The organism is Pseudoalteromonas sp. 78C3, assembly GCF_002836695.1.
Lineage (GTDB): Bacteria > Pseudomonadota > Gammaproteobacteria > Enterobacterales > Alteromonadaceae > Pseudoalteromonas > Pseudoalteromonas arctica.
This window is the reverse complement of sequence record NZ_PJAV01000148.1, coordinates 1-26507: the sequence shown is the minus strand read 5'-3', so window position 1 is coordinate 26507 and position 26507 is coordinate 1. Positions and strand designations below refer to the sequence as shown.

General features: G+C 39.3%; 23 protein-coding genes. 15 read left to right on the top strand and 8 right to left on the bottom strand.

Annotation, left to right across the window (positions count from 1 at the left end; all coding sequences use genetic code 11):
- Positions 1–11 precede the first annotated feature (11 nt).
- The 4 genes from sucA (at position 12) to sucD (ending at position 6568) form a co-directional block, all read left to right on the top strand.
- The gene (gene sucA, locus CXF76_RS12000; RefSeq protein ID WP_101163774.1) at positions 12–2831 is read left to right on the top strand and encodes a 2-oxoglutarate dehydrogenase E1 component; all 2820 of its coding nucleotides are present in this window, start codon (positions 12–14) and stop codon (positions 2829–2831) included.
- 3 nt (positions 2832–2834) lie between these two features.
- Positions 2835–4352 carry a 2-oxoglutarate dehydrogenase complex dihydrolipoyllysine-residue succinyltransferase gene (gene odhB, locus CXF76_RS11995; RefSeq protein ID WP_007586871.1) on the top strand — a complete coding sequence of 506 codons (1518 nt, stop codon included), beginning with the start codon at positions 2835–2837 and terminating at the stop codon, positions 4350–4352.
- Between the two features lie 177 nt (positions 4353–4529).
- A complete protein-coding gene (sucC, locus tag CXF76_RS11990) occupies positions 4530–5696 on the top strand; it encodes an ADP-forming succinate--CoA ligase subunit beta (protein WP_007586870.1) in 1167 nt (388 codons plus the stop codon).
- Positions 5696–6568 (top strand): succinate--CoA ligase subunit alpha, encoded by an 873-nt coding sequence (sucD, locus tag CXF76_RS11985; protein WP_010552674.1) that lies wholly within the window; start codon positions 5696–5698, stop codon positions 6566–6568. The genes sucC and sucD overlap by 1 nt, the downstream gene beginning before the upstream one ends.
- A gap of 60 nt (positions 6569–6628) precedes the next feature.
- Here the strand turns inward: sucD and CXF76_RS11980 are convergent, their stop codons facing one another.
- Positions 6629–7699 carry a DUF3083 family protein gene (locus CXF76_RS11980; protein WP_024592581.1) on the bottom strand — a complete coding sequence of 357 codons (1071 nt, stop codon included), beginning with the start codon at positions 7697–7699 and terminating at the stop codon, positions 6629–6631.
- Positions 7700–7917: 218 nt separating this feature from the next.
- On the opposite strand from CXF76_RS11980, the gene glnS reads away from it, so the two are divergent.
- Complete coding sequence (gene glnS, locus CXF76_RS11975) at positions 7918–9576, top strand: glutamine--tRNA ligase (protein WP_101163773.1); 1659 nt, start codon at positions 7918–7920, stop codon at positions 9574–9576.
- 309 nt (positions 9577–9885) lie between these two features.
- On the opposite strand, the gene fur is transcribed toward glnS, so the two are convergent.
- The 5 genes from fur to CXF76_RS11950 form a co-directional block, all read right to left on the bottom strand.
- Positions 9886–10329 carry a ferric iron uptake transcriptional regulator gene (fur, locus tag CXF76_RS11970; protein WP_007586857.1) on the bottom strand — a complete coding sequence of 148 codons (444 nt, stop codon included), beginning with the start codon at positions 10327–10329 and terminating at the stop codon, positions 9886–9888.
- A gap of 186 nt (positions 10330–10515) precedes the next feature.
- Positions 10516–11043, bottom strand: coding sequence for a flavodoxin FldA (gene fldA, locus CXF76_RS11965; RefSeq protein ID WP_007586856.1), 528 nt, complete (start codon positions 11041–11043; stop codon positions 10516–10518).
- A gap of 14 nt (positions 11044–11057) precedes the next feature.
- Complete coding sequence (gene ybfE, locus CXF76_RS11960) at positions 11058–11336, bottom strand: LexA regulated protein (protein WP_002962928.1); 279 nt, start codon at positions 11334–11336, stop codon at positions 11058–11060.
- Positions 11337–11338: 2 nt separating this feature from the next.
- Positions 11339–11560, bottom strand: a complete 222-nt coding sequence (locus CXF76_RS11955) for a DUF2788 domain-containing protein (RefSeq protein ID WP_002962930.1) — start codon at positions 11558–11560, stop codon at positions 11339–11341.
- Between the two features lie 95 nt (positions 11561–11655).
- Positions 11656–12423, bottom strand: a complete 768-nt coding sequence (locus CXF76_RS11950; protein WP_101163772.1) for an alpha/beta fold hydrolase — start codon at positions 12421–12423, stop codon at positions 11656–11658.
- Between the two features lie 220 nt (positions 12424–12643).
- On the opposite strand from CXF76_RS11950, the gene seqA reads away from it, so the two are divergent.
- The 7 genes from seqA to CXF76_RS11915 all read left to right on the top strand — a co-directional run bounded on the left by seqA (position 12644) and on the right by CXF76_RS11915 (position 20625).
- The gene (seqA, locus tag CXF76_RS11945; protein WP_024589204.1) at positions 12644–13240 is read left to right on the top strand and encodes a replication initiation negative regulator SeqA; all 597 of its coding nucleotides are present in this window, start codon (positions 12644–12646) and stop codon (positions 13238–13240) included.
- A gap of 9 nt (positions 13241–13249) precedes the next feature.
- Positions 13250–14887, top strand: a complete 1638-nt coding sequence (gene pgm, locus CXF76_RS11940) for a phosphoglucomutase (alpha-D-glucose-1,6-bisphosphate-dependent) (protein ID WP_101163771.1) — start codon at positions 13250–13252, stop codon at positions 14885–14887.
- Positions 14888–15008: 121 nt separating this feature from the next.
- Positions 15009–16061, top strand: a complete 1053-nt coding sequence (gene astE / locus CXF76_RS11935) for a succinylglutamate desuccinylase (protein ID WP_024589206.1) — start codon at positions 15009–15011, stop codon at positions 16059–16061.
- 265 nt (positions 16062–16326) lie between these two features.
- On the top strand, positions 16327–17541 hold the full coding sequence (locus CXF76_RS11930; RefSeq protein WP_010552681.1) for a thiamine pyrophosphate-dependent dehydrogenase E1 component subunit alpha: 1215 nt from the start codon (positions 16327–16329) through the stop codon (positions 17539–17541).
- Positions 17541–18518: an alpha-ketoacid dehydrogenase subunit beta gene (locus CXF76_RS11925; RefSeq protein ID WP_008171214.1), complete on the top strand. Its 978-nt coding sequence runs from the start codon at positions 17541–17543 to the stop codon at positions 18516–18518. The genes CXF76_RS11930 and CXF76_RS11925 overlap by 1 nt, the downstream gene beginning before the upstream one ends.
- An 8-nt stretch (positions 18519–18526) precedes the next feature.
- Positions 18527–20110 (top strand): dihydrolipoyllysine-residue acetyltransferase, encoded by a 1584-nt coding sequence (locus CXF76_RS11920; protein WP_101163770.1) that lies wholly within the window; start codon positions 18527–18529, stop codon positions 20108–20110.
- A gap of 149 nt (positions 20111–20259) precedes the next feature.
- A complete protein-coding gene (locus CXF76_RS11915) occupies positions 20260–20625 on the top strand; it encodes a DUF805 domain-containing protein (protein WP_024589208.1) in 366 nt (121 codons plus the stop codon).
- Positions 20626–20681: 56 nt separating this feature from the next.
- Here CXF76_RS11915 and CXF76_RS11910 read toward each other — a convergent pair whose 3' ends face one another.
- Together CXF76_RS11910 and CXF76_RS11905 are read right to left on the bottom strand one after the other, a co-directional pair.
- Positions 20682–21857 carry a putative manganese transporter gene (locus CXF76_RS11910; protein ID WP_101163769.1) on the bottom strand — a complete coding sequence of 392 codons (1176 nt, stop codon included), beginning with the start codon at positions 21855–21857 and terminating at the stop codon, positions 20682–20684.
- A gap of 160 nt (positions 21858–22017) precedes the next feature.
- Positions 22018–23643, bottom strand: a complete 1626-nt coding sequence (locus CXF76_RS11905; RefSeq protein WP_024589210.1) for a M28 family metallopeptidase — start codon at positions 23641–23643, stop codon at positions 22018–22020.
- Between the two features lie 113 nt (positions 23644–23756).
- Here CXF76_RS11905 and CXF76_RS11900 point away from each other — a divergent pair, with 113 nt between their 5' ends.
- The 3 genes from CXF76_RS11900 to CXF76_RS11890 all read left to right on the top strand — a co-directional run.
- Entirely contained in the window at positions 23757–24569 is an 813-nt protein-coding gene (locus CXF76_RS11900) for a DUF3025 domain-containing protein (RefSeq protein WP_101163768.1), read from the top strand.
- Positions 24566–25354 (top strand): ABC transporter ATP-binding protein, encoded by a 789-nt coding sequence (locus CXF76_RS11895; RefSeq protein WP_007586825.1) that lies wholly within the window; start codon positions 24566–24568, stop codon positions 25352–25354. The genes CXF76_RS11900 and CXF76_RS11895 overlap by 4 nt, the downstream gene beginning before the upstream one ends.
- Positions 25347–26507: ABC transporter permease (locus CXF76_RS11890; protein WP_101163767.1), on the top strand; the 1161-nt coding region annotated here is incomplete at its 3' end. The genes CXF76_RS11895 and CXF76_RS11890, both read left to right, overlap by 8 nt.

Genomic DNA, 26507 nt, shown 5'->3' with positions numbered 1-26507 from the left:
AGGGCTTATAAATGCACGAAGGTGTGATGAAGGCATGGCTAGAATCTTCACATTTAAACGGCGGCAACGTTGCTTATGTAGAAGAGCTTTATGAAGCGTATTTAGACGATGCGACTTCTGTGCCAGACGAATGGCGAGAAGTGTTTGAACAATTACCTAAAGTTGATGGTGTGGATGTTGAAGTAAAACATTCAGAGGTTCGAGCACAGTTTGCACAGCTTGCAAAAAACAAGCATAGAGAAGTAGTGGTAGCAGAGGGTAGTGGCGGTGACCTTAAACAGGTTAAAGTTCTACAACTTATTAATGCTTTCCGTTTTCGTGGGCACCAAAATGCAAACCTAGATCCATTAGGTATTTGGCAACGAGAGCGTGTACGAGATTTAGAGCTAGAATACCACGACCTATCTTCAAGTGATTTTGACCGCGAGTTTAACGTAGGATCGTTTGCCGTAGGGCGCGATACTATGCCTTTAGGTGAACTATACCAAGCACTAAAAACTACATATTGTGGTTCAATTGGCGCTGAGTATATGCACATCACATCAACAGAGGAAAAACGTTGGTTACAACAACGTCTAGAATCTGTCCAGTCTAGGCCTAAATTCTCAAAAGATGAAAAGCTACGTATCCTTAAAGGGCTTACTGCAGCAGATGGTCTAGAAAAATATTTAGGGTCTAAGTTCCCTGGTGCTAAGCGCTTTTCACTTGAAGGTGGCGATGCGTTAGTTCCAATGCTTAAAGAGCTTATTCACCGCGCTGGTGAAAGCGGCCAACAAGAAGCTGTTATTGGTATGGCTCACCGTGGTCGTTTAAACGTTTTAGTTAATGTACTTGGTAAAAATCCATCAGAATTATTTGATGAATTTGCTGGTATACATAAAGAAACGTTAGGTTCTGGTGATGTTAAATATCACATGGGTTATTCGTCTGACTTTGCTACCAAAGGTGGCAATGTACACATGGCGCTTGCGTTTAACCCATCTCACCTAGAAATCGTAAACCCTGTTGTAATGGGCTCTGTACGTGGTCGTCTCGACCGTTTAGGTGATAAATCAGGCATTAAAGCACTACCTATTACCATCCATGGTGATTCTGCTATTGCTGGACAAGGTGTTGTTCAAGAAACGTTTAACATGTCACAAACTAATGCGTTTAGTTGTGGTGGTAGTATTCGTATTGTTGTCAACAACCAAGTTGGTTTTACAACCTCTAAGCAAGATGACGTTCGCTCAACGCCATACTGTACTGACATTGCTAAAATGGTTCAGTCTCCAATATTCCATGTTAATTCTGATGATCCTGAAGCCGTTGCATTTGTTACTCAACTTGCTCTTGATTTTAGAAATCAGTTTAAGCGTGACGTAGTAATTGATTTAGTTTGTTACCGTCGCCATGGTCACAATGAAGCTGATGAGCCTAATGCAACTCAGCCTGTCATGTACCAAAAAATTAAAAAGCATCCAGTGCCGCGTTTAATCTATGCAGACCAACTTATTGCTGAAGGCTCTTTTTCTGAACAAGAAGTTAAAGCCTTAGCCGATGAGTACCGTGATGCACTAGATGAAGGCAGCTGTGTTGTTTCAGAAATACAGCCAGAGACGTCGCATTCTTCTGAGTGGGCCAAATATATTGGTCATGAATGGAATGTTGACTACGATGCTAGCGTATCTGTAGAGAAGCTTAAAGCTCTTGGTGAGAAAGTAGCTTCTTACCCAGAACAACATAAAGCTCAATCTCGCGTTAAAAAGATTTATGACGATCGTAAGCTAATGGCCATAGGTGAAAAACCACTTGATTGGGGTATGGCAGAGACTCTTGCCTATGCAACAATTGCGTCTGAAGGTACTGACATTCGTTTAACAGGACAAGACACAGGTCGAGGAACATTCTTTCATCGTCATGCTGTTGTTCATGGTCAATCTGATGGTACAACTTACACTCCTTTAGAGCATTTAAGTGAAGATCAAGGCACATTTGAAGTCTTTGATTCTGTTTTATCTGAGGAAGCTGTCGTTGCGTTCGAATATGGATATGCTACCGCTGAACCTAAGTCTCTCGTAATATGGGAAGCGCAATTTGGTGACTTCGCCAATGGTGCACAAGTTGTATTTGACCAGTTCTTAAGTTCTGGTGAGCAAAAGTGGGGCCGTTTATGTGGGCTTACAATTTTGTTACCTCATGGCTACGAAGGTCAAGGTCCTGAACATAGTTCAGCGCGCTTAGAGCGTTTCTTGCAACTATGTGCTGATCACAACATGCAAGTATGTGTTCCTTCAACGCCAGCGCAAGTTTACGCTATGCTTCGTCGTCAATCAGTTCGACCACTTCGTCGTCCTCTGATTGTTATGACGCCTAAGTCGCTACTTCGTCACCCGCTTGCAACTTCATCACTTGAAGAGCTTTCACACGGTGTTTACCATAATATGATCGACGAAGTTGATGATATTAACCCTGAGAAAGTAGAGCGCGTTGTATTTTGTAGCGGTAAAGTTTACTACGAGTTACTACAAGAGCGTCGTAAGCTTGAGCAAGATAATATTGCAATTGTACGTGTTGAACAGTTATACCCGTTCCCACACGATGAAATGCAAACAATTATAGAGCGCTACCAACACGTAACTGATTTTGTATGGTGTCAAGAAGAGCCACAAAACCAAGGTGCATGGTACTGTTCACAACATCACTTTATTGATGCAATCCCACAAGGTGCTAAATTAAAATATGCAGGACGTAAAGCGTCTGCATCACCAGCGTGTGGTTACATGTCAGTACATACTAAAGAACAACAAGCGCTCGTTGCCGACGCGCTTACTATAGAAAATAAAGGATAAGCAATGAGCACAGAAATTAAAGTTCCTGTTCTTCCTGAGTCGGTTGCAGATGCTACCGTTGCTACATGGCATGTAAGTGTTGGCGACAAAGTAACTCGCGATCAAAACTTAGTAGACATTGAAACAGATAAAGTGGTTTTAGAAGTTGTTGCACAGCATGACGGTGTAATAACAGAAATATCACAAGAAGAAGGTGCAACCGTACTTGGCGACCAAGTTATGGGTTTACTTGGTGATGCTGATGCAGCGCCAGCAAGTGAAGGTTCAACTAAAGAAGAATCAGCACCAGCTAAATCAGAAGACGCGCCAGTGGCGCAATCAGCACCAGCATCAGAAGGTAAAGAAGTGGATATTAAAGTACCTGTACTTCCAGAATCAGTTGCAGACGCAACAATTGCTACATGGCATGTACAACCAGGTGACGCGGTAACACGCGACCAAAACTTGGTAGATATTGAAACAGATAAAGTTGTTCTTGAAGTAGTAGCTCAAGAAGATGGCATCATGGGTGATATCATTCATGGCGAAGGCGATACTGTATTAGGCGAGCAAGTAATTGGTTCGGTTAAAGCAGGCGGTGCACCAGCGGCTCCAGCTGCAAAAGCAGACGCAGCGCCAGCAGCAGATTCAAGCGAAAGTTCAGATGTGTTAACACCATCAGTTCGTCGTTTAATTGCTGAGAAAGGCCTAGACGCTTCTAAAATTAAAGGCACGGGTAAAAATGGTCGTGTAACTAAAGAAGACGTTGATACTTTCTTAAAAGCACCAGCGCCAGCGGCTAAAAAAGCAGAAGCTTCTGCTCCAGCTGCACCGATGGGCGATCGTACTCAAAAACGTGTACCTATGACTCGTTTACGTAAAACGATTGCGACACGCCTTCTTGAAGCTAAAAACTCAACTGCAATGTTAACAACATTCAACGAAGTGAACATGGGACCAATCATGAGCCTTCGTAAGCAGTATCAAGAAACTTTTGAAAAGCGTCACGGCATTCGTTTAGGTTTCATGTCTTTCTATGTGAAAGCTGTAACTGAAGCTCTTAAGCGTTTTCCAGATGTAAATGCTTCAATTGATGGTGACGATATTGTTTACCATAACTATTTCGATATCAGCATTGCAGTATCTACTCCACGTGGCTTAGTTACTCCAGTACTTAAAGATTGTGACAAACTATCTGTTGCTGAAATCGAAAAAGGTATTCGTGAGTTAGCACTTAAAGGTCGTGATGGTAAGCTAACGCTTGCTGATATGACGGGTGGTAATTTCACTATTACTAATGGTGGCGTATTTGGTTCATTGCTATCTACACCTATCATTAACTTGCCACAGTCTTCAATCTTGGGTATGCATAAAATTCAAGACCGTCCGATGGCTGTAAATGGTAAAGTTGAAATACTACCTATGATGTATTTAGCACTTTCTTATGACCACCGTATCATTGATGGTAAAGAATCTGTTGGTTTCTTAGTAACTATTAAAGAGTTACTTGAAGATCCAACTCGCTTATTGCTAGATGTTTAATCTAGTTGTATGAAATGTAAGCTGTGAATGAACATTCACAGCTTTTTTTTTGCGCCTTTGGTCGTACTGGGGTTTTCATGTTAAGCCTTGGGATCTATACTAGGTGCGCAATTTGGGATAGTTGTTTATTTGAAAAAATATTCAGCTCTTTTAGTATAAAAAATTGGATAAAGCATCATGAATTTGCATGAGTATCAGGCAAAACAACTTTTTGCCGAATATGGTTTACCCGTTTCTACAGGTTACGCTTGCGATACACCTGAAGAAGCTGCTGCAGCTGCTGAAAAAATTGGCGGCGATATGTGGGTTGTTAAAACTCAGGTTCACGCAGGTGGACGTGGTAAAGCTGGCGGTGTAAAGCTAGTTAAAACTATCGAAGAAGTAAAAGCGTTTGCAGCTAACTGGTTAGGTAAAAACCTAGTTACTTACCAAACAGACGAGAAAGGCCAGCCAGTAGCTAAAATTTTAGTAGAAAGCTGTACTGACATTGCTAACGAATTGTACCTAGGTGCAGTAGTTGACCGTGCATCTCGTAAAGTAGTTTTCATGGCGTCTACTGAAGGCGGCGTTGAAATTGAAACTGTTGCTGAAGAAACACCAGAGCTTATCCACAAAGCAGAGATCGACCCGTTAGTAGGTCCTCAAGCTTACCAAGCACGTGAACTAGGTTTCAAATTGGGTCTTAACCCAGTACAAATGAAACAGTTTGTTAAGATCTTTATGGGTCTTGGTAAAATGTTCACTGATTTTGATTTCGCACTACTTGAAATCAACCCGTTAGTAATTACAGATGAAGGCAACCTTCACTGTCTTGACGGCAAAATCGGTATTGATGGTAATGCACTTTACCGTCAACCTAAAATCCGTGAATTCCACGATCCATCTCAAGAAGATGCTCGTGAAGCACACGCAGCAAGCTTCGAGCTTAACTACGTTGCTCTAGACGGTAATGTTGGTTGTATGGTTAACGGTGCAGGCCTAGCAATGGGTACTATGGACATCGTAAACCTACACGGCGGCAAGCCGGCTAACTTCTTGGATGTTGGTGGCGGTGCTACTAAAGAACGTGTTTCTGAAGCATTCAAAATCATTCTTTCTGACGACAATGTTAAAGCTGTTTTAGTAAACATCTTTGGCGGCATCGTTCGTTGTGACATGATTGCTGAAGGCATCATTGGCGCAGTTAAAGAAGTTGGCGTAACCGTACCAGTAGTTGTACGTTTAGAAGGTACTAATGCTGAATTAGGTCGTGAAGTTCTTAAGAACTCTGGTCTAGATATCATTGCTGCTGAATCACTAACAGACGCTGCTGAAAAAGTTGTTGCTGCTGCGGAGGGCAAATAATGTCTGTATTAATCAATAAAGATACAAAAGTTATCTGTCAAGGTTTCACTGGTGGCCAAGGTACTTTCCACTCAGAGCAAGCGCTTGAGTACGGTACACAAATGGTTGGTGGTGTTAGCCCAGGTAAAGGCGGTCAAACGCACCTTGGTCTTCCTGTATTCAACACAGTTCGTGATGCTGTAAAAGAAACTGGCGCAACTGCTTCAGTTATCTACGTACCAGCTCCTTTCTGTAAAGATGCAATCTTAGAAGCTATCGATGCTGGCATCGAGCTAATAGTTTGTATTACTGAAGGTATCCCTACACTTGATATGGTTGATGTTAAAATCAAACTAGATCAAACAGGTACTCGTATGATCGGTCCTAACTGCCCAGGTGTTATTACTCCAGGTCAGACTAAGATTGGTATCATGCCTGGTCATATCCACAAACCTGGTAAAGTAGGTATTGTTTCTCGCTCTGGTACTTTAACGTACGAAGCAGTTAAGCAAACTACTGATGCTGGTTTTGGTCAGTCTACGTGTGTTGGTATTGGTGGTGATCCAATTCCAGGTACTAACTTTATCGACGTTCTAGAAATGTTCGAAAAAGATCCACAAACTGAAGCAATCGTAATGATTGGTGAAATTGGTGGTACTGCAGAAGAAGAAGCTGCAGAGTACATCAAAGCTCACGTAACTAAACCTGTAGTATCTTACATTGCTGGTGTTACTGCACCAGAAGGTAAGCGTATGGGTCACGCTGGCGCAATCATTGCCGGCGGTAAAGGTACTGCTGATGAGAAATTTGCTGCATTAGAAGCTGCGGGCGTAAAAACTGTACGTTCACTTGCTGATATCGGTAAAGCACTTAAAGAGAAAACAGGCTGGTAATCGCTTGTTTTTCTTTGAAAAGGCCCGCATATGCGGGCCTTTTTGTTATTAGATGAAAATTTAGAACGGGTAACTAATATGCTGGAAAAAACGTACAGATAAGTCTTGGCGTTGTTTATTTATAGCCAGCTCATTACACAGAGTATAGATTGTTTTTTCTACTTGGTTCATAAATCGACCGTAGCCCATTTCATGTTTATCCTGCTGCGTTGCGACTACTACAAAATGCAGCGTTTCTACCAATTTACTTGCTTCATAAAAGTGCTTAATTTGATTTTCATTAGATTCAATATCAAAACTTAACTTTTGAAGTTCATCATTACCTTCACTTTTATCTATTTTACTGTTGCGTATAATAGGCGTTGCACCGTTAGCAACCATAGCGCCATGGTTTAAGTTATTATTTTGACACGCACGTATAAATGCATAAGCAAAGTAGTCATAAAATTTAGCATAATCGTTTGTGTTCATTAGTGTTTGAAACTGCGTTTTAATAGCGCGCGAAACCGGTATAGTAAAAGTGGCGTAAGTCATCTCTGCATAATCATTGGGTATGCTGCATTGTCTTGATTGGTAGCGAGGGTAGAGACTTCTTAATTTGTAACCATAGCTTTCCTTGTTGCCTTTTTCTTTAGCAAAGAGGTCATACGTTAAGTGTTGATGGTCGCGTAGTTTAAACTGGGGCTGATTTATTAAGAGTTGTCCTTGTAAAGTGTCTAACACTTTTTGGACTTTATTATGAAATTCTGCAGAATTGGCTCGTAAATCATCGCCTGTTGCTAAAAATAGAATGCGTATTTTTTTACTTGGTGTACCTTCAGTGTAATAAATCTTATGCGCTTCGTGATAACGGGGATTATAAAAAAAGAGCATTTGTTTATCTGTTTCTAATTGATAAGACTCATCATTAAATCTTACAACGGGTAGTTTATCATTCGCTAATAAGTGCACATTATAAAGCTCATACTCATCACAAGAAGCAAACAGCTGGCGTGCAATACGTTCATAGCAGCAATTTATATCACTAAAGCTTTTATAAAAATCGTGATTAGGGGTTATTTCAGCTAAAAGGTAGTGGTTAGCGCGTGCATTAGTTGGAATATATACACGATGTTGATTAAGTGTCGCCATCTTTAAATCCTTATAATGTAGGTTATTTACCTACTATAAACTGTTTAGATGACTTAAATATTGCGTTAAAACAAATTTTATTCATAAACAATGGTTCAGCTGAATTAAAGTTAAGCAATATCAAAAATAAACCTTAATCTAGTGCTGTATGTTAGTGTATGTTTTTGTAATAATGCATTAGTTTTGTTATTACGTAATATTTAGAGGACTGCACTCCTATGGCGGAAATTGAGAATCGCCCAAGTAACTTTATTAGAACCCGAATTGATGAAGACTTAGCAAGTAAAAAGCATGCAACAACGCATACACGTTTTCCACCTGAACCTAATGGCTTTTTGCATATTGGTCATGCCAAATCAATTTGTTTAAATTTTGGCATCGCAAAAGATTATAACGGTTTATGTAACTTACGTTTTGACGATACAAACCCAGAAAAAGAAGACATTAACTACGTTAATTCTATAAAAGAAGACGTACAGTGGTTAGGTTTTAACTGGGATGGCGATATAAAGTATTCTTCTAACTATTTTGATACTTTATATGGTTACGCTGTTGAGCTTATAAATAAAGGCTTAGCGTACGTTTGCTTTTTAACAGCAGACGAAGCACGCCAATACCGTGGTACATTGAAAGAGCCAGGTAAAAATAGCCCGTACAGAGATACATCAGTTGAAGAAAACCTAGCGTTATTTGAAAAAATGCGTGCTGGCGAATTCAAAGAAGGCGAATGTGTCCTGCGTGCTAAAATTGATATGGCTAGTTCATTTATGGTGCTTCGCGATCCAATTATTTATCGCGTACGTTTTGCTCATCATCATCAAACAGCAGACAAGTGGTGCATTTACCCAATGTATGACTTCACGCACTGTATTTCTGATGCACTCGAAGGTATTACACATTCATTATGCACACTCGAGTTTCAAGATAACCGTCGTTTGTACGACTGGGTACTTGATAACATTAGTTTAGAGTGTCACCCACAGCAAATTGAGTTTTCACGTTTAAATCTTGAATACACAATTATGTCTAAGCGTAAGCTAAGTGATTTAGTGGTAAATAACCATGTAGAAGGGTGGGATGACCCACGCATGCCTACAATTGCAGGTCTACGTCGCCGTGGTTATACACCAGGTTCAATCCGTGAGTTTTGTTTGCGTATTGGTGTAACAAAACAAGAGAATATGGTTGAAATGGGTATGCTTGAAGCATGTATCCGTGAAGATCTAAACGAAAATGCACCACGTGCAATGGCCGTACTCGATCCTGTTAAAGTTGTTATTGAAAACTACGATGCAGATAAAGTTGAAACTTTATCAGTGGCTAACCACCCAAATAAAGAAGAAATGGGTCGTCGTGATGTACCATTTACTCGTGAAATCTATATTGAACGAGAAGACTTTAAAGAAGAAGCGAATAACAAGTTTAAACGTTTAGTGCTTGATAAAGAAGTACGCTTACGTGGTGCGTATGTTATTAAAGCACAGCGTGTTGAAAAAGACGAAAATGGTGAAATCACAACTATCTTCTGTACATACGACAGCGAAACACTTGGTAAAAACCCAAGTGATGGTCGTAAAGTAAAAGGTGTTATTCACTGGGTTTCAGCACCAGAGTCTATTACGGCAGAAGTTCGTTTATACGATCGTTTGTTTAGTGTTCCAAACCCAGCAGCCGCTGATGAGTTTGAAACAACATTAAATCCTGAGTCACTGGTTGTTTTATCAAACGCTAAATTAGAGCCATCGCTTGCTAATTCACAAGCAGAGCAGGGCTTTCAGTTTGAGCGTACAGGTTATTTCTCTCGTGATTCTAAATCAGAGAACGTTGTATTTAACCAAACAGTGGGTCTTCGTGATTCATGGTCTAAAACTCAATAAGTAATATCTAAAAAACCTGAACTCTGGATAATAAATCTATCTCGAGCAGCTATTTTCAGCGCTAACTGCGTTGAATTTACTTGCAATAGGCCAGCTATTGACGCGTGAATTCGCCTTGTTTTCACTTAAAATCTCTGGCTAGAGAAAATAAATTTAAATATCACCATGATTCAATACGTTGGTAAATCTCTTAACCAGAGTTCAGGTTTAATATCCCCAGTTTTTACTGGGTTTATTCATTACAAGCGTATTTTAGACACAAAAAAAACCTGCACTTAGCAGGTTTTTTATTGCTTTTTAAAAGCGGTATTAGCTGTTAGCGTCGCTAAATTCTTTACACGCTGCTTTATCATTACACTCACCGTATAAATATAAAGAATGGTTTGTAAGTGTAATACCATTTTCTTCAGAAATTTCAAGTTGACGACGTTCAATCATCTCATCTTCAAACTCTACAACTTTGCCACACTTCAAACATACTAAATGATCGTGGTGTGTGCTTCCTGAAAGTTCAAATACTGATTTGCCACCTTCAAAGTGATGACGGCTTACAATACCCGCATCATCAAATTGGTTAAGTACGCGGTATACAGTTGCAAGACCAATTTCTTCACCTAGATCCAAAAGAATTTTGTAAACATCTTCAGCACTGATGTGTTGGTTATCTGGAGATTGTAAAATCTCTAATATTTTAATACGCGGTAAAGTTACTTTTAAACCGGCTTTTTTAAGTTCCAAGTTATGATCAGTCATTAAATCTGTCTCAATTTTATTTGGTTATACTAGACATCTTGCAAAGATGTACACGACACATTAGCAACAAACAGGATAACGTGCCTAAGCGTTAAGTGCAAAGAACAATTGATTTATATTGCCACTAAAGCTTAAAACGCTAACTGTTTGATAATTATTTAAACAGCTAGCGATATATGCAGTAAATTAGTCAGCTAATTCACTTAAACACATTTCTTCATATACTTGAGCAGACCATGCTTTAACACGTTGTTCTGTAAGCTCTGGTTGACGGTCTTCGTCGATACCCAAACCTACAAAATGCTTATCATCAGCCATGCCTTTAGATGCTTCAAAGTCATAGCTTTCGCTCGGCCAATGACCAACAACAATAGCGCCACGTTCAGTAACGATATCGTTGATCATGCCCATCGCATCTAAAAAGTACTCAGCGTAATCTTCTTGGTCTCCACAACCAAAAATAGCAACAAGTTTACCTTCAAAGTCAACTTCTTCAAGTTCTGGAAAAAAGTCATCCCAGTCACATTGTGCTTCGCCGTAGTACCAAGTAGGGATACCGAATAAGATCAAATCAAATTCAGCAATCTCTTCTTTAGAGCTTTTTGCAATATCATGAACAGCCACTAGCTTTTTACCCAATTCTTTTTGGATCATTTTTGCTACGTGTTCTGTGTTACCTGTGTCACTTCCGAAAAAAATGCCTACACTTGCCATGGATTTAAAACCTTTTATGTATCAATAGCCAATCTTTCTTGTAAAATCGTTTCAATCAGCGCACTGCGGCTAATATTTTGTGCATCTGCCATATCACTCAATGCTTGATATAACTGCGATGAAACTTTAAATTCAACACGCTTTAAGCCACGTGCTTTATCTCTTTTTATTTGATTACGTTTATTTACCTTTAACTGCATATCCCGTGAAAGGGGATTGGTTTTAGGTCTGCCTGGGCGTTTTTCGTATTCAAATAAATCGAGTGTAGTTCTATCTGTTTCTGACTTCGCCATGCTTAACCTACACCTGCGCCTTGCCAAAATACTTGAATAAGACCTTTAGCAATAAAGCCTGAACAACCTAAAAAGAGCACGCCCCAGACAATGTATTGTCCGAACTTAGGCACATTGCCACTTTTTAGTACGTCTTTAATTGCCATGCCGATGAATATGAAAATACCGGCTAAGCCAAAATACAACCCTAGGGTATCAAATTCGTTAATTAACTGACTGACCATCAACGTATAACCTTTAAATTAAACGGCGCGTACTATAGCATATAATTATTCATATATTTAGTGCGCAAAATCAAAAACACGCGATTAAAATTGCTTTAAACCGCAGTTAAAAAGTCGTTTATCGCTTTATTTACAGCAAGTGGCTTTTGAGCATGAAGCCAATGGCCTGCGCCATGAATTATTTTAGCCTTGGTATTTTTAAAGCGAGCTTTAATTGCAGTACGATGCTCGGGCAAAATATAGTCAGAATCATTACCTTTAATGAAAAGAGTATCGCACAAACAAGAATTATTTTCATTAACATTGGATGTGATAGTAGAATATTTTTCGTCAAGCACATTTAAGTTAAATCGCCATGCAAAATGATCTTCCTCATTTTTAGCGAGGCTTTTAAGTAGAAACTGTCGAACTCCCAGTTCTTCTATGTAAGGCTGCATAATTATATCAGCTTGTTTTCTATCGTCTATTGATTGTCCTGAAACCGCTTTTAATGCCTGTAATATTTTTGTGTGCCGAGCAGGGTAACTAACAGGTGCTATATCAAGTACAACAAGCTTATTTACAAGTTCAGGATGTGTAAGTGCTAATTCCATTGCTACTTTACCACCCATAGAATGCCCAACTAAATGTGCTTTATCTATGTTCAAATGTGCTAATAACTCAACAATATCTTGTGCCATTGCCGGGTAGTTCATTTCGTTGCTATGCGGAGAAAGCCCGTGGTTACGTAAATCGACGTTAATAACATTAAAGTGTTCACTTAATGGTTTTGCTATTACATTTAGGTTTTCTAATGATCCAAAAAGCCCATGTATCAAAATAACATTAGGACCTTGCCCTTGTTGCTTGTAATTTAACTGCATACCCGCCTCCTGAAAATTTCGCCATAGTTTGCCGAGCATTGCTCTAAAAAGCAAAAAATACAGCGACTATTTATTAAATTGGGCTTTTGTTTGTTAAATCAACAACAATGAGGTAAATATTAATATGTTTACGGGAGTGCTTGTTGTAACTCGCATTTCTGATTGGTTTGGGTATAATCACACGGGAGAAAAAAATGTGACCCGTAATGACAGGAAGAACATGAAACAAATCGACATAGACGACGAGTTATATCAATATATTGCTAGCAATACGCAAAGTATTGGTGAAAGTGCATCCACTATTTTACGTCGTTTATTAAATCTGAGCGGCGAAAAAATTCAAACCGCAAACGTAGAACTAACTCAAAATAATCAAACTGCGACTACGTCTACCGCCACATTAAAAAGCTCAGAGCCATCTGCTGCTGAGACTTCAAAAAAACAAACGCCTGTAGCTCACGCACCCGTGAAGCAAAAAAGCGATAATGTTTTTAATGTATTAAATAAAGAAGAGCTGGCAATGCAAAAAGGTGTTGTTGGACGCTTTTTGTTTATTTTAAGTGCATTTTACCGCACACATAAAACTGATTTTTCTGCGGTATTAGACATAAAAGGGCGTGACCGTGTTTACTTTGCTACTAGTAAAGAAGCTTTAGTAAATAGCGGTAGTAGTATGAATCCTAAAAACATAACCGATAGTGAATATTGGGTTATGACTAATTCTAATACAACGCGTAAAAAAATGATGCTTCATGAAGTGGCTCTTTGCCTTGGATATAGTGCAGAGCAAGCTGAAAAAATTCGCGATTACCTGTAAGGAAATATAATGGCTATTCACTCAGGCGCAGGCAAAACTGCTCCACAATCGGCACTGGTTAACGTACCTAAATTAGTATCTGCGTATTACTTAAATGAACCTGATCTTGAACAAAATCCAGAGCATTGTGTTGCCTTTGGTACCTCAGGCCACCGTGGTTGTTCTTACGATGTTAAATTTAACGAATCACACATTTTAGCGATTACTCAGGCTATTTGTGATTACAGAAAACAAAATGACATATTTGGTCCGTTATTTTTAGGCAAAGACACACACGCATTGAGTGAAGCCGCATTTAACTCGGCTATTGAAGTATTAGTTGCTAACGAAGTGCAAGTGATAACGCAAGAGGACGGTGATTTTACACCAACGCCAGTTATCAGCCATGCCATAGTGAGCCACAATAAGCTACACCCAAATGAATTAGCAGACGGGATTGTTGTTACGCCTTCGCATAACCCTCCTGAAGATGGTGGCTTTAAATACAACCCACCTAATGGCGGGCCAGCTGATACCGACGTCACTAATTGGATTGAAGACAGAGCTAATCAACTTTTATTAGAAGATTTAGTTGAAGTTGAGTTATTTCCATTCGCTAAAGCATCGCGTTCCGGCTTTATCCGCTACGAAGATTTAATGACTCCTTATATTGATGACTTAGCAAATATCGTTAATTTAAAAGCAATCAGCGATGCAGGTATTAAAATAGGTATCGATCCACTAGGTGGTTCAGGCATCAACTTTTGGCCAGTCATTGCAAAAAAATATAATTTAGATTTAACCGTAGTTAATGATGTTGTTGATCCACGTTTTGCTTTTATGCCACTTGATAAAGACGGCAAAATTCGTATGGATTGTTCATCGCCTTATTCAATGGCAAATCTTATTGCACTAAAAGATGATTTTGATGTGTCTATTGGTAACGACCCTGACTACGATCGTCACGGTATTGTAACGCCAGATGGTTTAATGAATCCAAACCACTTTTTAGCAGTGGCAATCGATTACTTACTTAAACACCGTGATTGGAATGAAACCGTAGAAATTGGTAAAACATTGGTTTCTAGCTCTATGATCGACAAAGTAGCTGCTCGTAACAACCGTAAGGTTAAAGAAGTACCAGTAGGCTTTAAATGGTTTGTTGAAGGCTTAAGCAAAGGCAAGCTTGCCTTTGGTGGTGAAGAAAGCGCAGGTGCTGCATTTTTACGTTTTGATGGCTCTGTATGGTGTACAGATAAAGACGGCTTCATTATGGGTCTACTCGCTGCAGAAATACTTGCTGTGACAGGTAAAACGCCATCAGCGCTTTATAAAGAATTAGAACAAGAGTTTGGTTCTCCAATTTATAAACGCCTAGATGCACCAGCCACAAGCGGTCAAAAATCACGTTTAAAAGCATTGAGTGCTTCTGATGTTAAAGCAGATACACTTGCAGGCGAGCCTATTTTGCAAAAATTGACTCATGCACCAGGTAACGATGCCGCCATTGGTGGTTTAAAAGTGGTTACTGAAAATGGCTGGTTTGCAGCGCGTCCATCAGGTACTGAAGATATTTATAAAATATACCTTGAATCATTTAAAGGTGAAGAGCATTTAGCGTTACTTGAAAAAGAAGCTAAAAAGCTTGTAGATTCAGTTATAAGCTAACTTAATCTAATAATTTTAAAACGGCTGATTTATTCAGCCGTTTTCGTTTCTATAGCTTGTGTATTTATAAAAATATATGCATAAGAGTCTACTCTCACATTATTTTTAAAGGGCTTATTATATGTCAGCCAATCCATCTTACTTAAATGAATTAAAACAAACTGGCGATTTTTTAACGCTTAGTCGTGACAACGAATGGCATTTAGATGCAGGTGAGTTTGTTTTAGATAATGGGACTCTTGTAAATATACACGATACCGGAGTCATTGAGTTTCAACCTGCTGTTACAACGTCAAAAGATGTAGTTTATTCAAGCGCTGTACACGGTAACGAAACTGCGCCAATTGAAATTTGTGATGCACTTATTAAACAAATTATAAAAGGCGAGCTGATACTTAAGCAGCGCGCTTTGTTTATTTACGGTAATCCACAATCAATTAATATTGGCCTGCGTTTTGTAGAAGAAAACTTAAATAGATTATTTAATGGTCACCATACAGTTGAAGGTGTACCAATGAATAATGAGCGAAACCGCGCTGCAAAGCTTGAGCAATACGTAAGCGATTTTTATACACGTGGCGAGCAAGGCAGTACGCGATGTCATTACGACTTACACACTGCAATTAGAGGCTCTAAAAACGAAAAATTTGCTGTGTATCCATTTTTACATGGTAAGCCATGGAAAAAGTCGCAGTTACAATTCTTATTGAGTTGTGGTGTAAATACTGTGCTTATGATGAAATCTCCTGCAACAACATTTAGCTATTATTCGTCATTTATACACGGTGCTGATTCTTTTACGGTAGAGCTGGGTCAAGTTAAGCCATTTGGTCAAAACGATATGGCTCGCTTTGAAAAAACAAAGCAAACCTTAACTGCATTAATTAGTCAAAATGAAGTTAAATATCCTGAATTTAATGCAAACGATTTTGAATTGTTTGCTGTCCATCGCACAATAAATAGAACGCAGAACGATTTTAGCTTTCCTTTTTCTGACGATGCCGAGAACTTTACTGGCTTTGCGAAAGGTGAACTACTTGCAACCGACGGTGATACAGCGATTTATGCTGACGTTGAAGGAGAGGCTATTATTTTTCCAAATGCGAGCGTAGCATTAGGGCAAAGAGCACTCCTTACTGTTATTCCAATGGATATTGATAGCAATTTCGTCTAATTTAACTCATCAGACCACTAATGGCTTGAAGTTAACTATATGATTACTATTAATTAAAGTAACCGTATCGTTAACTTGCCACTTATTTAACCAGTATTTGCTTTTGTTTCGTCCCAGATCTGTTGAATAACACTTTACGTTAACGTAAAGTGTTGGCAGCTTTAATTAAAGATAGTGCAGATGTTGCAAAGTTTAACCAGCAACAATCACCCACAATAATAATTTAAAGGGGCACTGTTTTACCGACAACAAAAGAAGGTAGGTTATGAGTAATCCAAATAACGTATCGCTGAATATTAACCACGAGCTTGAATTTATTGATGGTCAAGCGCTTAATATTCCAACCCTTAGTATTTTAACTGAGGACGGCGACATTCATCCTAGTGCAACCGCACCTGACATTTCAAAACATACCGCTATTAAGTTATATGAAACAATGCGTTTTATACGTTTGTTAGATGAACGTATGCAAGGCGCGCAGCGCCAAGGCCGTGTTAGTTTTTATATGCAATGCCTAGGCGAAGAAGCCGCAGTTACAGCCTCTGCTGCTGCACTTGATCAAGACGATATGATCATGGCTCAATATCGTGAACAGGCAGCCCTGCATTATCGTGGCTTTACGCTTGATCAATTTATGAACCAAATGTTTTCAAATGAATTGGATTTAGGCAAAGGTCGTCAAATGCCAATCCACTATGGTTCTAAAGCGCTAAACTACATGACGATCTCATCGCCATTGGGTACGCAAATACCACAGGCAACGGGTTATGCATATGGCCAAAAAATAAAGCACATCGACGCTAAAACAGGCGAGCTTGCCAGCACAATTGATAATGTGACTATTTGTTACTTTGGTGAAGGTGCTGCATCTGAAGGTGACTTTCATGCCGGTTTAAATATGGCCGCTGTTCACAGAGCGCCGGTTATATTTTTTGCACGTAATAACGGCTATGCAATATCAACCCCTGCTGATGAGCAATTTAAAGGCGATGGTATTGCCTCGCGTGGTGTGGGTTATGGCATTAAAACAATTCGTGTTGATGGCACAGATGCACTTGCTGTGTATGCGGCGACTAAAAAAGCACGCGAAATAGCCTCAACACAAGGTGAGCCTGTACTCATTGAATCGATTGCTTATCGTTTGGGTGCGCACTCTACGTCAGACGATCCAAGTGGTTATCGCTCTAAAGATGAAGAAGCTAATCATCAAACGTGCCCTATTGATAAATTTAGAAAATGGTTGGTCAAGCAAGACTGGTTAAACGAAGAAGACGATATAAAAGCAAAAGAGTCGATTCGTGAAGAAATTTTAGCAGCGCTTAAACGTGCTGAAGTTGTTGCAAAGCCCGCTTTAGAAGAACTGGTATCTGACGTTTACGATACACCAATTCCATTATTGCAACGCCAGTACGAGCAACTAAAAGAACATATCAAACAGCATCCAGATGCTTACCCAGTAACCGCAGGGAGAATTAAGTAATGGCTAAAATGAACATGCTCCACGCAATTAACTCTGCTCTGGATATTACGATGAATGAACACCCTCAAGCCTGTATTTTTGGTGAAGATGTTGGTTACTTCGGTGGTGTATTTAGAGCAACATCGGGCTTGCAAGAGAAGTACGGTAAACATCGTGTTTTTAATACGCCTTTAACCGAGCAAGGTATTTTAGGTTTTGCTAATGGTTTAGCAGCTTTTGGTGCGCCTGCATTGGCAGAAATTCAATTTGCTGATTATATTTTCCCAGCGTTTGATCAAATAGTAAATGAAGCCGCTAAATTTCGTTATCGCAGTGGTAATGAATTTAATGTGGGTAACTTAACTATTCGTACACCTTATGGTGGCGGTATTGCCGGTGGTTTATACCATTCACAATCACCCGAAGCGTATTTTGCGCACACACCGGGTTTGAAAGTAGTTGTACCGCGTAACCCTTATCAAGCTAAAGGTTTATTACGTGCATCAATTAAAGACGATAACCCGGTCATATTTTTTGAGCCTAAGCGTTTATATCGTGCATCAATTGGCGAAGTGCCAGAAGAAGATTATAGTATTGAATTAGGCACGGCTGAAGTAGTACAAGAGGGGGCCGATATTACGCTTTTAGCGTGGGGTGCTCAAATGGAGATTATTGAAGATGCAGCAAAGCAAGCAAGTGAGCAAGGTATAAGCTGTGAAGTTATTGATCTTCGTAGTATTTTACCATGGGATGTTGAAACGATTGCTAAATCGGTTATTAAAACCGGCCGTTTAATCGTGAGTCATGAAGCGCCTATAACCAATGGCTTTGGTGCAGAGATAGCCGCGACAATACAACAAGAGTGTTTCTTGCACTTAGAGTCGCCAATTTTACGTGTATGTGGTCTAGATACGCCATACCCGCTGGCACTTGAAAAAGAATACGTACCGGATGCACTAAAAGTGTTGGCTGCAATTAAACAATCAATGGATTTTTAGGGGTTACCATGGCTAAAGATTTTATATTACCTGATATTGGTGAAGGCATTGTTGAATGCGAAGTAGTTGAATGGCTAGTACAAGAAGGCGATACCGTATCTGAGGATCAGCCAATTTGCGATGTTATGACAGACAAAGCATTAGTACAAATTCCGGCAGTGCATGATGGCGTTATTTCAAAGCTATATTATCTAAAAGGTGAGATTGCTAAAGTACATGCCCCTTTATTCGCTATGGATGTAGCAGGTGAAAGCATTAGCAATGAAGTAGTACAAGAGCCAGTACAAGCTGAAAATAAAACTGATGATGCAGCTGATGTGGTTGAGGACTTTATATTACCGGATATCGGTGAAGGTATTGTTGAGTGTGAGATTGTTGATTGGTTAGTTGCTGAAGGCGACGAAATAGAAGAAGACCAAGCGGTTTGTGACGTAATGACCGACAAAGCATTAGTACAAATTCCGGCAAAATATACAGGCACAGTAAAAAAACTATATTACCAAAAAGGTGAAATAGCAAAAGTACATAGCCCGTTGTTTCAAATGACAATTGCAGGCAGTGCAGCAAAACCAAATGTTGATATAAACCAAGCGGTCGTAAAGGCTCAAACTAATGCCGTCGCTGAAAAAGTTGCCCCTGTTAAAACGCAGCAAGCTGCTAAAGTTATCAATCAAAAAGCGGTTGCATCACCTGCGGTTCGTCGTAAAGCACGTGAGCTAGATGTTGATTTAACCTGTGTACCAGGTAGTGGTAAAAATGGACGTATTTACAAGCAAGATATTGAAGAGTTTGTAAAAGGCGAAGTGCCAAATACTATTGATACTTCACCGCTTAATAGCGATGCTTCTCAAAGTGCAGTACAAAACCAAACACAGAATCAAAGCGGTGGCGTACGAGTAGAGCAAATTAAAGGCATTAAAGCGGCCATGGCTAAGCAAATGGTAGCTTCGGTTTCAACTATTCCGCACTTTACGTTTAGTGATGAAATAGACTTAACACAGCTTATAGCTTTGCGTAGCTCTTTAAAAGAGCAGTACAAAGCACAAGGCGTTAAGCTCACCATGATGCCATTTTTTGTAAAAGCACTCTCGCTAGCAATGAAAGAGTACCCTGTACTTAATTCAAAAGTGAACGATGAATGCTCAGAGCTTACCTATTATAACGATCATAATATCGGTATAGCGGTTGATTCTAAAATTGGCTTGTTAGTGCCTAATATTAAATCGTGCCAGAGTAAGAGCATTGTTGATGTGGCAAATGATTTAACCCGTTTAACTCATTCAGCGCGAGAAGGCCGTGTTGCACCCGATGATTTAAAAGGTGGGACAATTAGCATCTCTAACATTGGAGCTATTGGCGGCACTATTGCGACCCCTATAATTAATAAACCAGAAGTGGCTATTGTTGCGCTAGGTAAACTGCAGCATCTACCGCGTTTTGATGAAAGTGGGCAGGTTGTGAGTAAAGCTATTATGCAAGTGAGCTGGTCTGGCGATCATCGCGTTATTGATGGGGGCACTATTGCTCGCTTTAATAACCTATGGAAATCGTACTTAGAAAACCCATCGGCAATGATGATGGCTATGAGTTAATAGCTAAATTGTTAATATGTAATAAAAACCAGCTTTTAGCTGGTTTTTTGTTTTAATGTCAGCTGTTTTTAATTAAGATACAAATGTTACTAAAAAGTAATTAGATTAACCCCGTTAGGGAATATAAAAAATAACACTAAGGAAATTTCATGGAACATTATATGAACGCGTTGCGTAGCTACGCAGATTTTTCAGGCCGTAATCGTCGTAAAGCATATTGGATGTTTGTATTATTTAACTTCATTTTTTCAGTAGTTTGTAATGCGATTGATGGTGTACTAGGTACAATGTTCATTGGCTCTATTTATAGCTTAGCGCTATTAATTCCTGGCTTAAGTGCTGGTGCTCGTCGTCTTCATGACACAGGCCGTTCAGGCTGGTGGCAGCTACTTTGGTTAGTGCCAATCATTGGTTGGATTGTTTTAATTGTTTTTCTTGCGCAAGATTCGCACGAAGGTGAAAACGATTTTGGTCCAAATCCTAAAGAATTAGCAGTAGAACCAGCAACTGTATAAGTAAGAATAACTTAACATGTTGAAAGCTCAGCAATTGCTGAGCTTTTTTGTGTTTTTTAAATTTCAACAAAAAAATACAACCCATAACCAACTATTAATGCGGGAATAGACGTATAAAGTGTAGCTATAACTGCAGCTTTGGGCGCCATTGCTATTGCTGGAAATAACGCATCACCATCGTTAGAAATTGCGTTTCCTGCTAAAGCACTAAAGGGAATAATGCCTTGAATATAAAGCGTTGTAACAATTATTTGCGGACCACAACCAGGTAAAAAACCAATAAGCACTGCAATTAATGGGGCCAAATAGGCGTAATGTACAAACCACGTTTTTAAATCAAGATCTGCAATGTTAACCAAAATCTCAAATAGCATAAAAGAGGCTACAACCCATGCCGTTACAAAATGGGTATCTTGTAATACTTTTATTATTTTAGAAGGGGGGTTACATGCATCGTCTTCTGACGTTACTTCTTGATAGCTTTCACCTCTTGACGAAAGTGCCCAAATACTCACAATAAATAAAGCCATTAATGCACCAAATAGCGTAATTAAAGTACTTGTGCTTGCACCAAACTGCGAAAAATCAACATTGAAGGCAATCAAAAAGGCAATTATAAGGCTTGGGATAATTGCTACCATCCAAACCGGTTTACTGATTTTAATAATGTTAGTTGAGAGTATTTTAATTTGGTGCTTTTGTTCTTGCGCTGTTGGGCGTAAAAAGTCTTTTTTGTGTATTGTATTAACCAGTAAACCACTGAATGTACCCACAACTAACCCTATTCCCATAATTAACAAGCCTTCAGTAGGGCGGGTAGCAAGTAATAAAAATGCTGCATCTCCCATTGTAGCTGTTAGCACAGCAACAATAGCACCAAAGCTTGCTTGGCCTTTTGTAAATTGAGTAACCACAATAATAGCGCCACCACAGCCAGGTAATGCACCTAAAACCGCTGCAAAGCTAATTTCTAAAATAGGGGACTTGGCACTTAAATAACTAAGCTCTAATTGAGGTAAGTGTTCTATAGCGTAGTAATAAATTAAAAGGGTAGCAGCAACAAACACACTCACTTGAAAAAATGCATCACTTAGTGCGGTCATTGTTATTTCGCGTAATTGCGGTATTGCAAGGCAAGTTAAAATAAATAAAGGCAGCAGTAAGCGTTTATTTTGGCTCAAAAATCGTTTTGAGGCAGGAGTAATAAAACCAATGTGAGGGAGTGAAATCATACAATGCGACCTAATAAATTAACTAGGTCACACTGTATATTTTAATTAAATGATAATCAATATCATTTATATCTATTTAAATCGATTACTCTGTTTGAGTTTTTCGATAGCCAAATCTAAGTTAGTTTAAATTTGAATTTAAGGCTGTGATTAAATTGGGCTACTTACGCTGAAATTCAGAGTTTGTATTCCACGTTGGCCACTGTTCTGTTTCAGAAATATCAAAACCTACTTTATAAAATAATTGTAAGTCTTGAACAGCACCCGATAAATCCCATTCATCACGGTAACGGTCACATGGTTGATGGTAACAACCGCGAAGTACTAAGCTCATACGTTTACGGTAATTAGCCGTTTCTTCATCAGCAGCCACAGTACCACCGCCTGCGTACATGGCTGGAATACCCATGTTAGCAAATGCAAAGTGATCAGAGCGGTAATAGCCACCAGATGACGGTTTAGGATCGCCTGATATTGTTCTGCCTTGCTCTTTAGCCGCAGTTTCTAAAAACTCATCCATTTGTGATTTACCAATACCAACCACATTCATGTCTTTTACTTTGCCTAATAAATTTAAGCTATCCATATTTATGTTAGCGACTGTTTTATTCGCTGCAATCACTGGATTTGCCGCATAGTATTTAGACCCTAATAAGCCTTGCTCTTCAGCAGTTACCGCTAAAAATGTCATTGAGCGGCTAGGGGGCTTTGGTAATTTAGTAAAGGCTTCAGCTACTTCAATTAGCCCAGCGGTACCCGTTGCATTGTCGTGAGCACCGTTGTAAATTTGATCACCTTTACGTGTTTTGTCTGTACCTAAGTGATCCCAATGAGCAGAGTAAATAACATGCTCATCTGGTTTTTCACTACCAGGTAAAGTGGCGATAAAGTTATACGACACCGATTTTTTAATCGTGTTTTTAATAGTAACAGAAGCAGTTAAATCGCCCATATCAACATGGTAAGCACCTTTGGCAGCATTCGTTTTAACGGTATCAAAATCTAAACCTGCTTTAGTAAAAAGCTCTTTTGCTACGTCAGTTGTAACCCAGCCTTCAACAGCTACACGGTCCATGTTGTTGTTTTCTTTTTGAAAACCAAACTGCTCACCGCTCCATGAGTTTTCAACTACTGACCACGGGTAAGATGCAGGTGCTGTTTCATGAATAATAATTGCACCTGCAGCACCACGGCGACTCGCTTCTTCGTATTTGTATGTCCAACGCCCATAATAGGTCATTGCGTCGCCAGTAAATAAAGCAGGGTCTTTTGTTGCAAAACCCGGATCGTTAACCAGCATTACAACCGTTTTGCCCTTAACGTCTAAACCTTCGTAATCATTCCAATTGTATTCAGGTGCGTTAACGCCGTAGCCCACAAATACAAGTTCAGAATTTTCTATGCCTTCTTGTGTGCTTATGCGGCTGCTACCCATAACCATGTCTTTTTTGTATTGATAGTCTTTACCACCAATACTTAATACCATGTTTGCATCAGCCTCAAGCGACACAAGTGGAACTTCTTGTAAGTAGCTGTCGCCATTACCTGGATCTAAACCTAGGGCTTTAAACTGCGCAGTTAAATAATCAAGCGTTAGCTTTTCGCCAGGTGATGAAGGAGCGCGACCACCAAATTCGTCTGATGCGAGTACTTTTACATGTTTAGCCAATTCATCAGCTTGAATACTGTTATAACCATTTGTTACATCAGTAGGTGTAATACTTGTTGTTGCGCAACCTGCTAAAACAGCAGTAGCGAGGAGTGTGAGAGAGAAATAATGTTTCATGTCAGCTCTTTTTTTGTTTTAAGTTGTGATTAGTATATTAACTTCTATTAAGTAGAACCAGTTTTTGCGGTAAACTTCTCGTAAATTATAGGCATAAATTGTTAAAGGTTTAAATGAAGCGTTTTACTCCCCCCGAGCAGTGGCAAATCAGTAGTCTAGAAACAGGTGCATTTGCGCATTTACGTGAGCTGTTTAAAGTTAACGAATTAACAGATTGGCCGGCGCCGCAGTGGTTTTCTCCATTTTTAACCGCTATTAATGCGAATAATATTCCTATTACTTTTGAAGATGATGCAAAGGTAGATTTTGGCGATCGTTATTACGAACAAGTTATTTTTGAAACGGGTGTTGTACCTACACGCAGTGAGAACTGGCATGACTTATTTGGTGGCTTTATTTGGTGTTTATTTCCTAAAACCAAAGCACTTATTAACCAGCGTCATATGCAAGATATAGCTGAGCATGGTTTGCAAAAGCGTACTAAGCATCGTAATGCACTAACGCTCTTTGATGAATGTGGTGTTGTATTAGCTATAAGTGAGAGTAAATGGCAGCAGTGGCTTTGCGATCATCAATGGAAAACAGCATTTGTTGAGCATAAAAGCGAATGGGGAAAAAGCATTAAAGCGTTTATGTTTGGCCATGCTAATTATGAAATGCTCACCAAACCTTATATAGGTTTAACGGGTAAAGCATTGTTTGTTTGTGTACCGGATGAAATATTTTGTAAAGATTTAGTTACTCAATATCAGTACCTAGACCAAGCCCTTTATGAGATGATTAATACAGATAACTGCTTAGCCGATAACAAACAGCTTTCACCACTGCCTTTATTAGGTGTGCCAGGCTGGCATGACGAAAACAAAGACGACTCTTTTTACAACAATACAGATTATTTTAGAGCGAAACGAAGGATACGAACATGATAGAAGTTGCTGGGCTTAAAAAGAAATTTAAGCTAACTAAAGATCACAAAAAAAATAAAATAGACGACATCGACCCTCGTGAAGATAAAGATTACTTTCACTCAGTACGAGATGTGAGTTTTAGCTGCGCAAAGGGTGAAGTACTTGGGTTGCTAGGCCCAAATGGTGCGGGTAAAACGACTACACTTAGAATGATTTCAACCGCGTTAAAGCCCGATGAAGGCTCAATAACAATTGCCGGAAACGACATTGTAAAAAAACCGCTACTGGGACGTAAGTCTATCGGTTTTTTATCGGGCTCTACCGGTTTGTATGGCCGCTTAACTGTAAAAGAAAACATAGAGTATTTTGCAAAGCTCCACGGTATGAGCAAAAGCGATATTGCATCGCGTTGTGATGAGCTATTTACATTGCTTGATATGCATAAGTTTGTAGATAAACGCGCAGAAAACCTATCAACAGGTATGAAGCAAAAAGCAAATATTGCGCGTGCTGTTGTGCATCGCCCAGCAGTTGTTGTACTTGATGAGCCAACAACGGGTCTGGATATAATGACCACGCAAACCGTTATTCAATTTATTAAGGGTTTAAAGGCGCAAGGTACTCCTGTTATTTTTTCTACCCATCATTTAGATGAAGTTGCACTTTTATGCGACCGAGTCGCTGTAATTAACGAAGGTATTAGCTGCTTTGACGGAACAGTAGATGAATTTAAACAAGCAGGTAATAGTGATGAGCTTAATCAAGCGTTTATGAACATATTAACGGAGAAACATGATGTTTGAGGTATTTAAAAAGGAATTAAGAGAGTTATTACGCGACAAAAAAACGCTATTATTTGTTGTTGCGCTCCCTGTCGCTATATTTCCGTTATTGTTTGCCGTAATGGCATTTATAAGCTCACAAGCAGCGATGGATGCAGAACAAAAAGTAAATACGTATGCCATTATTAATGGTGAATACGCACAAGAGTTTACTGATAAAGTGTTTTATCACAAAAGTTTTGAGCTTTATAAAGGGGCTAAAACCTTTAATAACATTGAAGAGCTTAAAGCTGGTGTTATAGCTGGCGATATTGATATGGGTATTTATTTACCAAGCCATGCTGAGCAAACATTAGATGATGGAAAACAAAGCCAGTGGCAGGTTGTATTTAACGATTCAAAATCTATCAATTTTTTATTCGAACGCGTTAAAGAGCTCGCAAAAGAATACAGTGACGTGCTGCAAACTCAAAAGCTGATTAGTTTTGGTATTGAAGAGTCTGTTCAAAAATCCATTCTTAATCCAATTGAAGTCATTAAAGTAGATACAGCCGATAAACGTGAAAACCTTGGCGAAAAAATTGGCGGGTTTTTACCTTACTTACTTATACCATTAGTACTAATGGGGGCTACTTATCCCGCTATTGATTTAGGTGCTGGCGAAAAAGAACGCGGCACACTAGAAACACTCCTACTTACACCTATTACGCGTACAGAGCTGGTGCTTGGTAAATTTATAACTTTGTTAACTACATCCATTGCCTCCACAACCATAACGGTCTTGAGTATGGGTTGCTGGATAGCACTGGCGTTAGCATTTGCTGATCTTGATTTTATTAAAGCGGCATTTAGTACATTAGCGGTAACCGATTTACTGATGATATTTGTACTGCTACTACCTGTGGCTGCTATATTCTCAGCCTTAGCTTTGGCTATATCTATTTATGCACGTACGTTTAAAGAAGCGCAAAACTACATGGCTCCGCTTAGCATGGGTGTATTTTTCCCTATTATTATTTCAATAATGCCAAATATGGAGCTTACTGCTAAAACAGCATTCATTCCTGTTACAAACGTGGCTTTAGCGATTAAAGAAATAGTAAAAGGGACTGTTGATTACACATTTGTGGGCTTAATATTTTTAGCTACTGCAATCATTGCGGCTGGACTACTG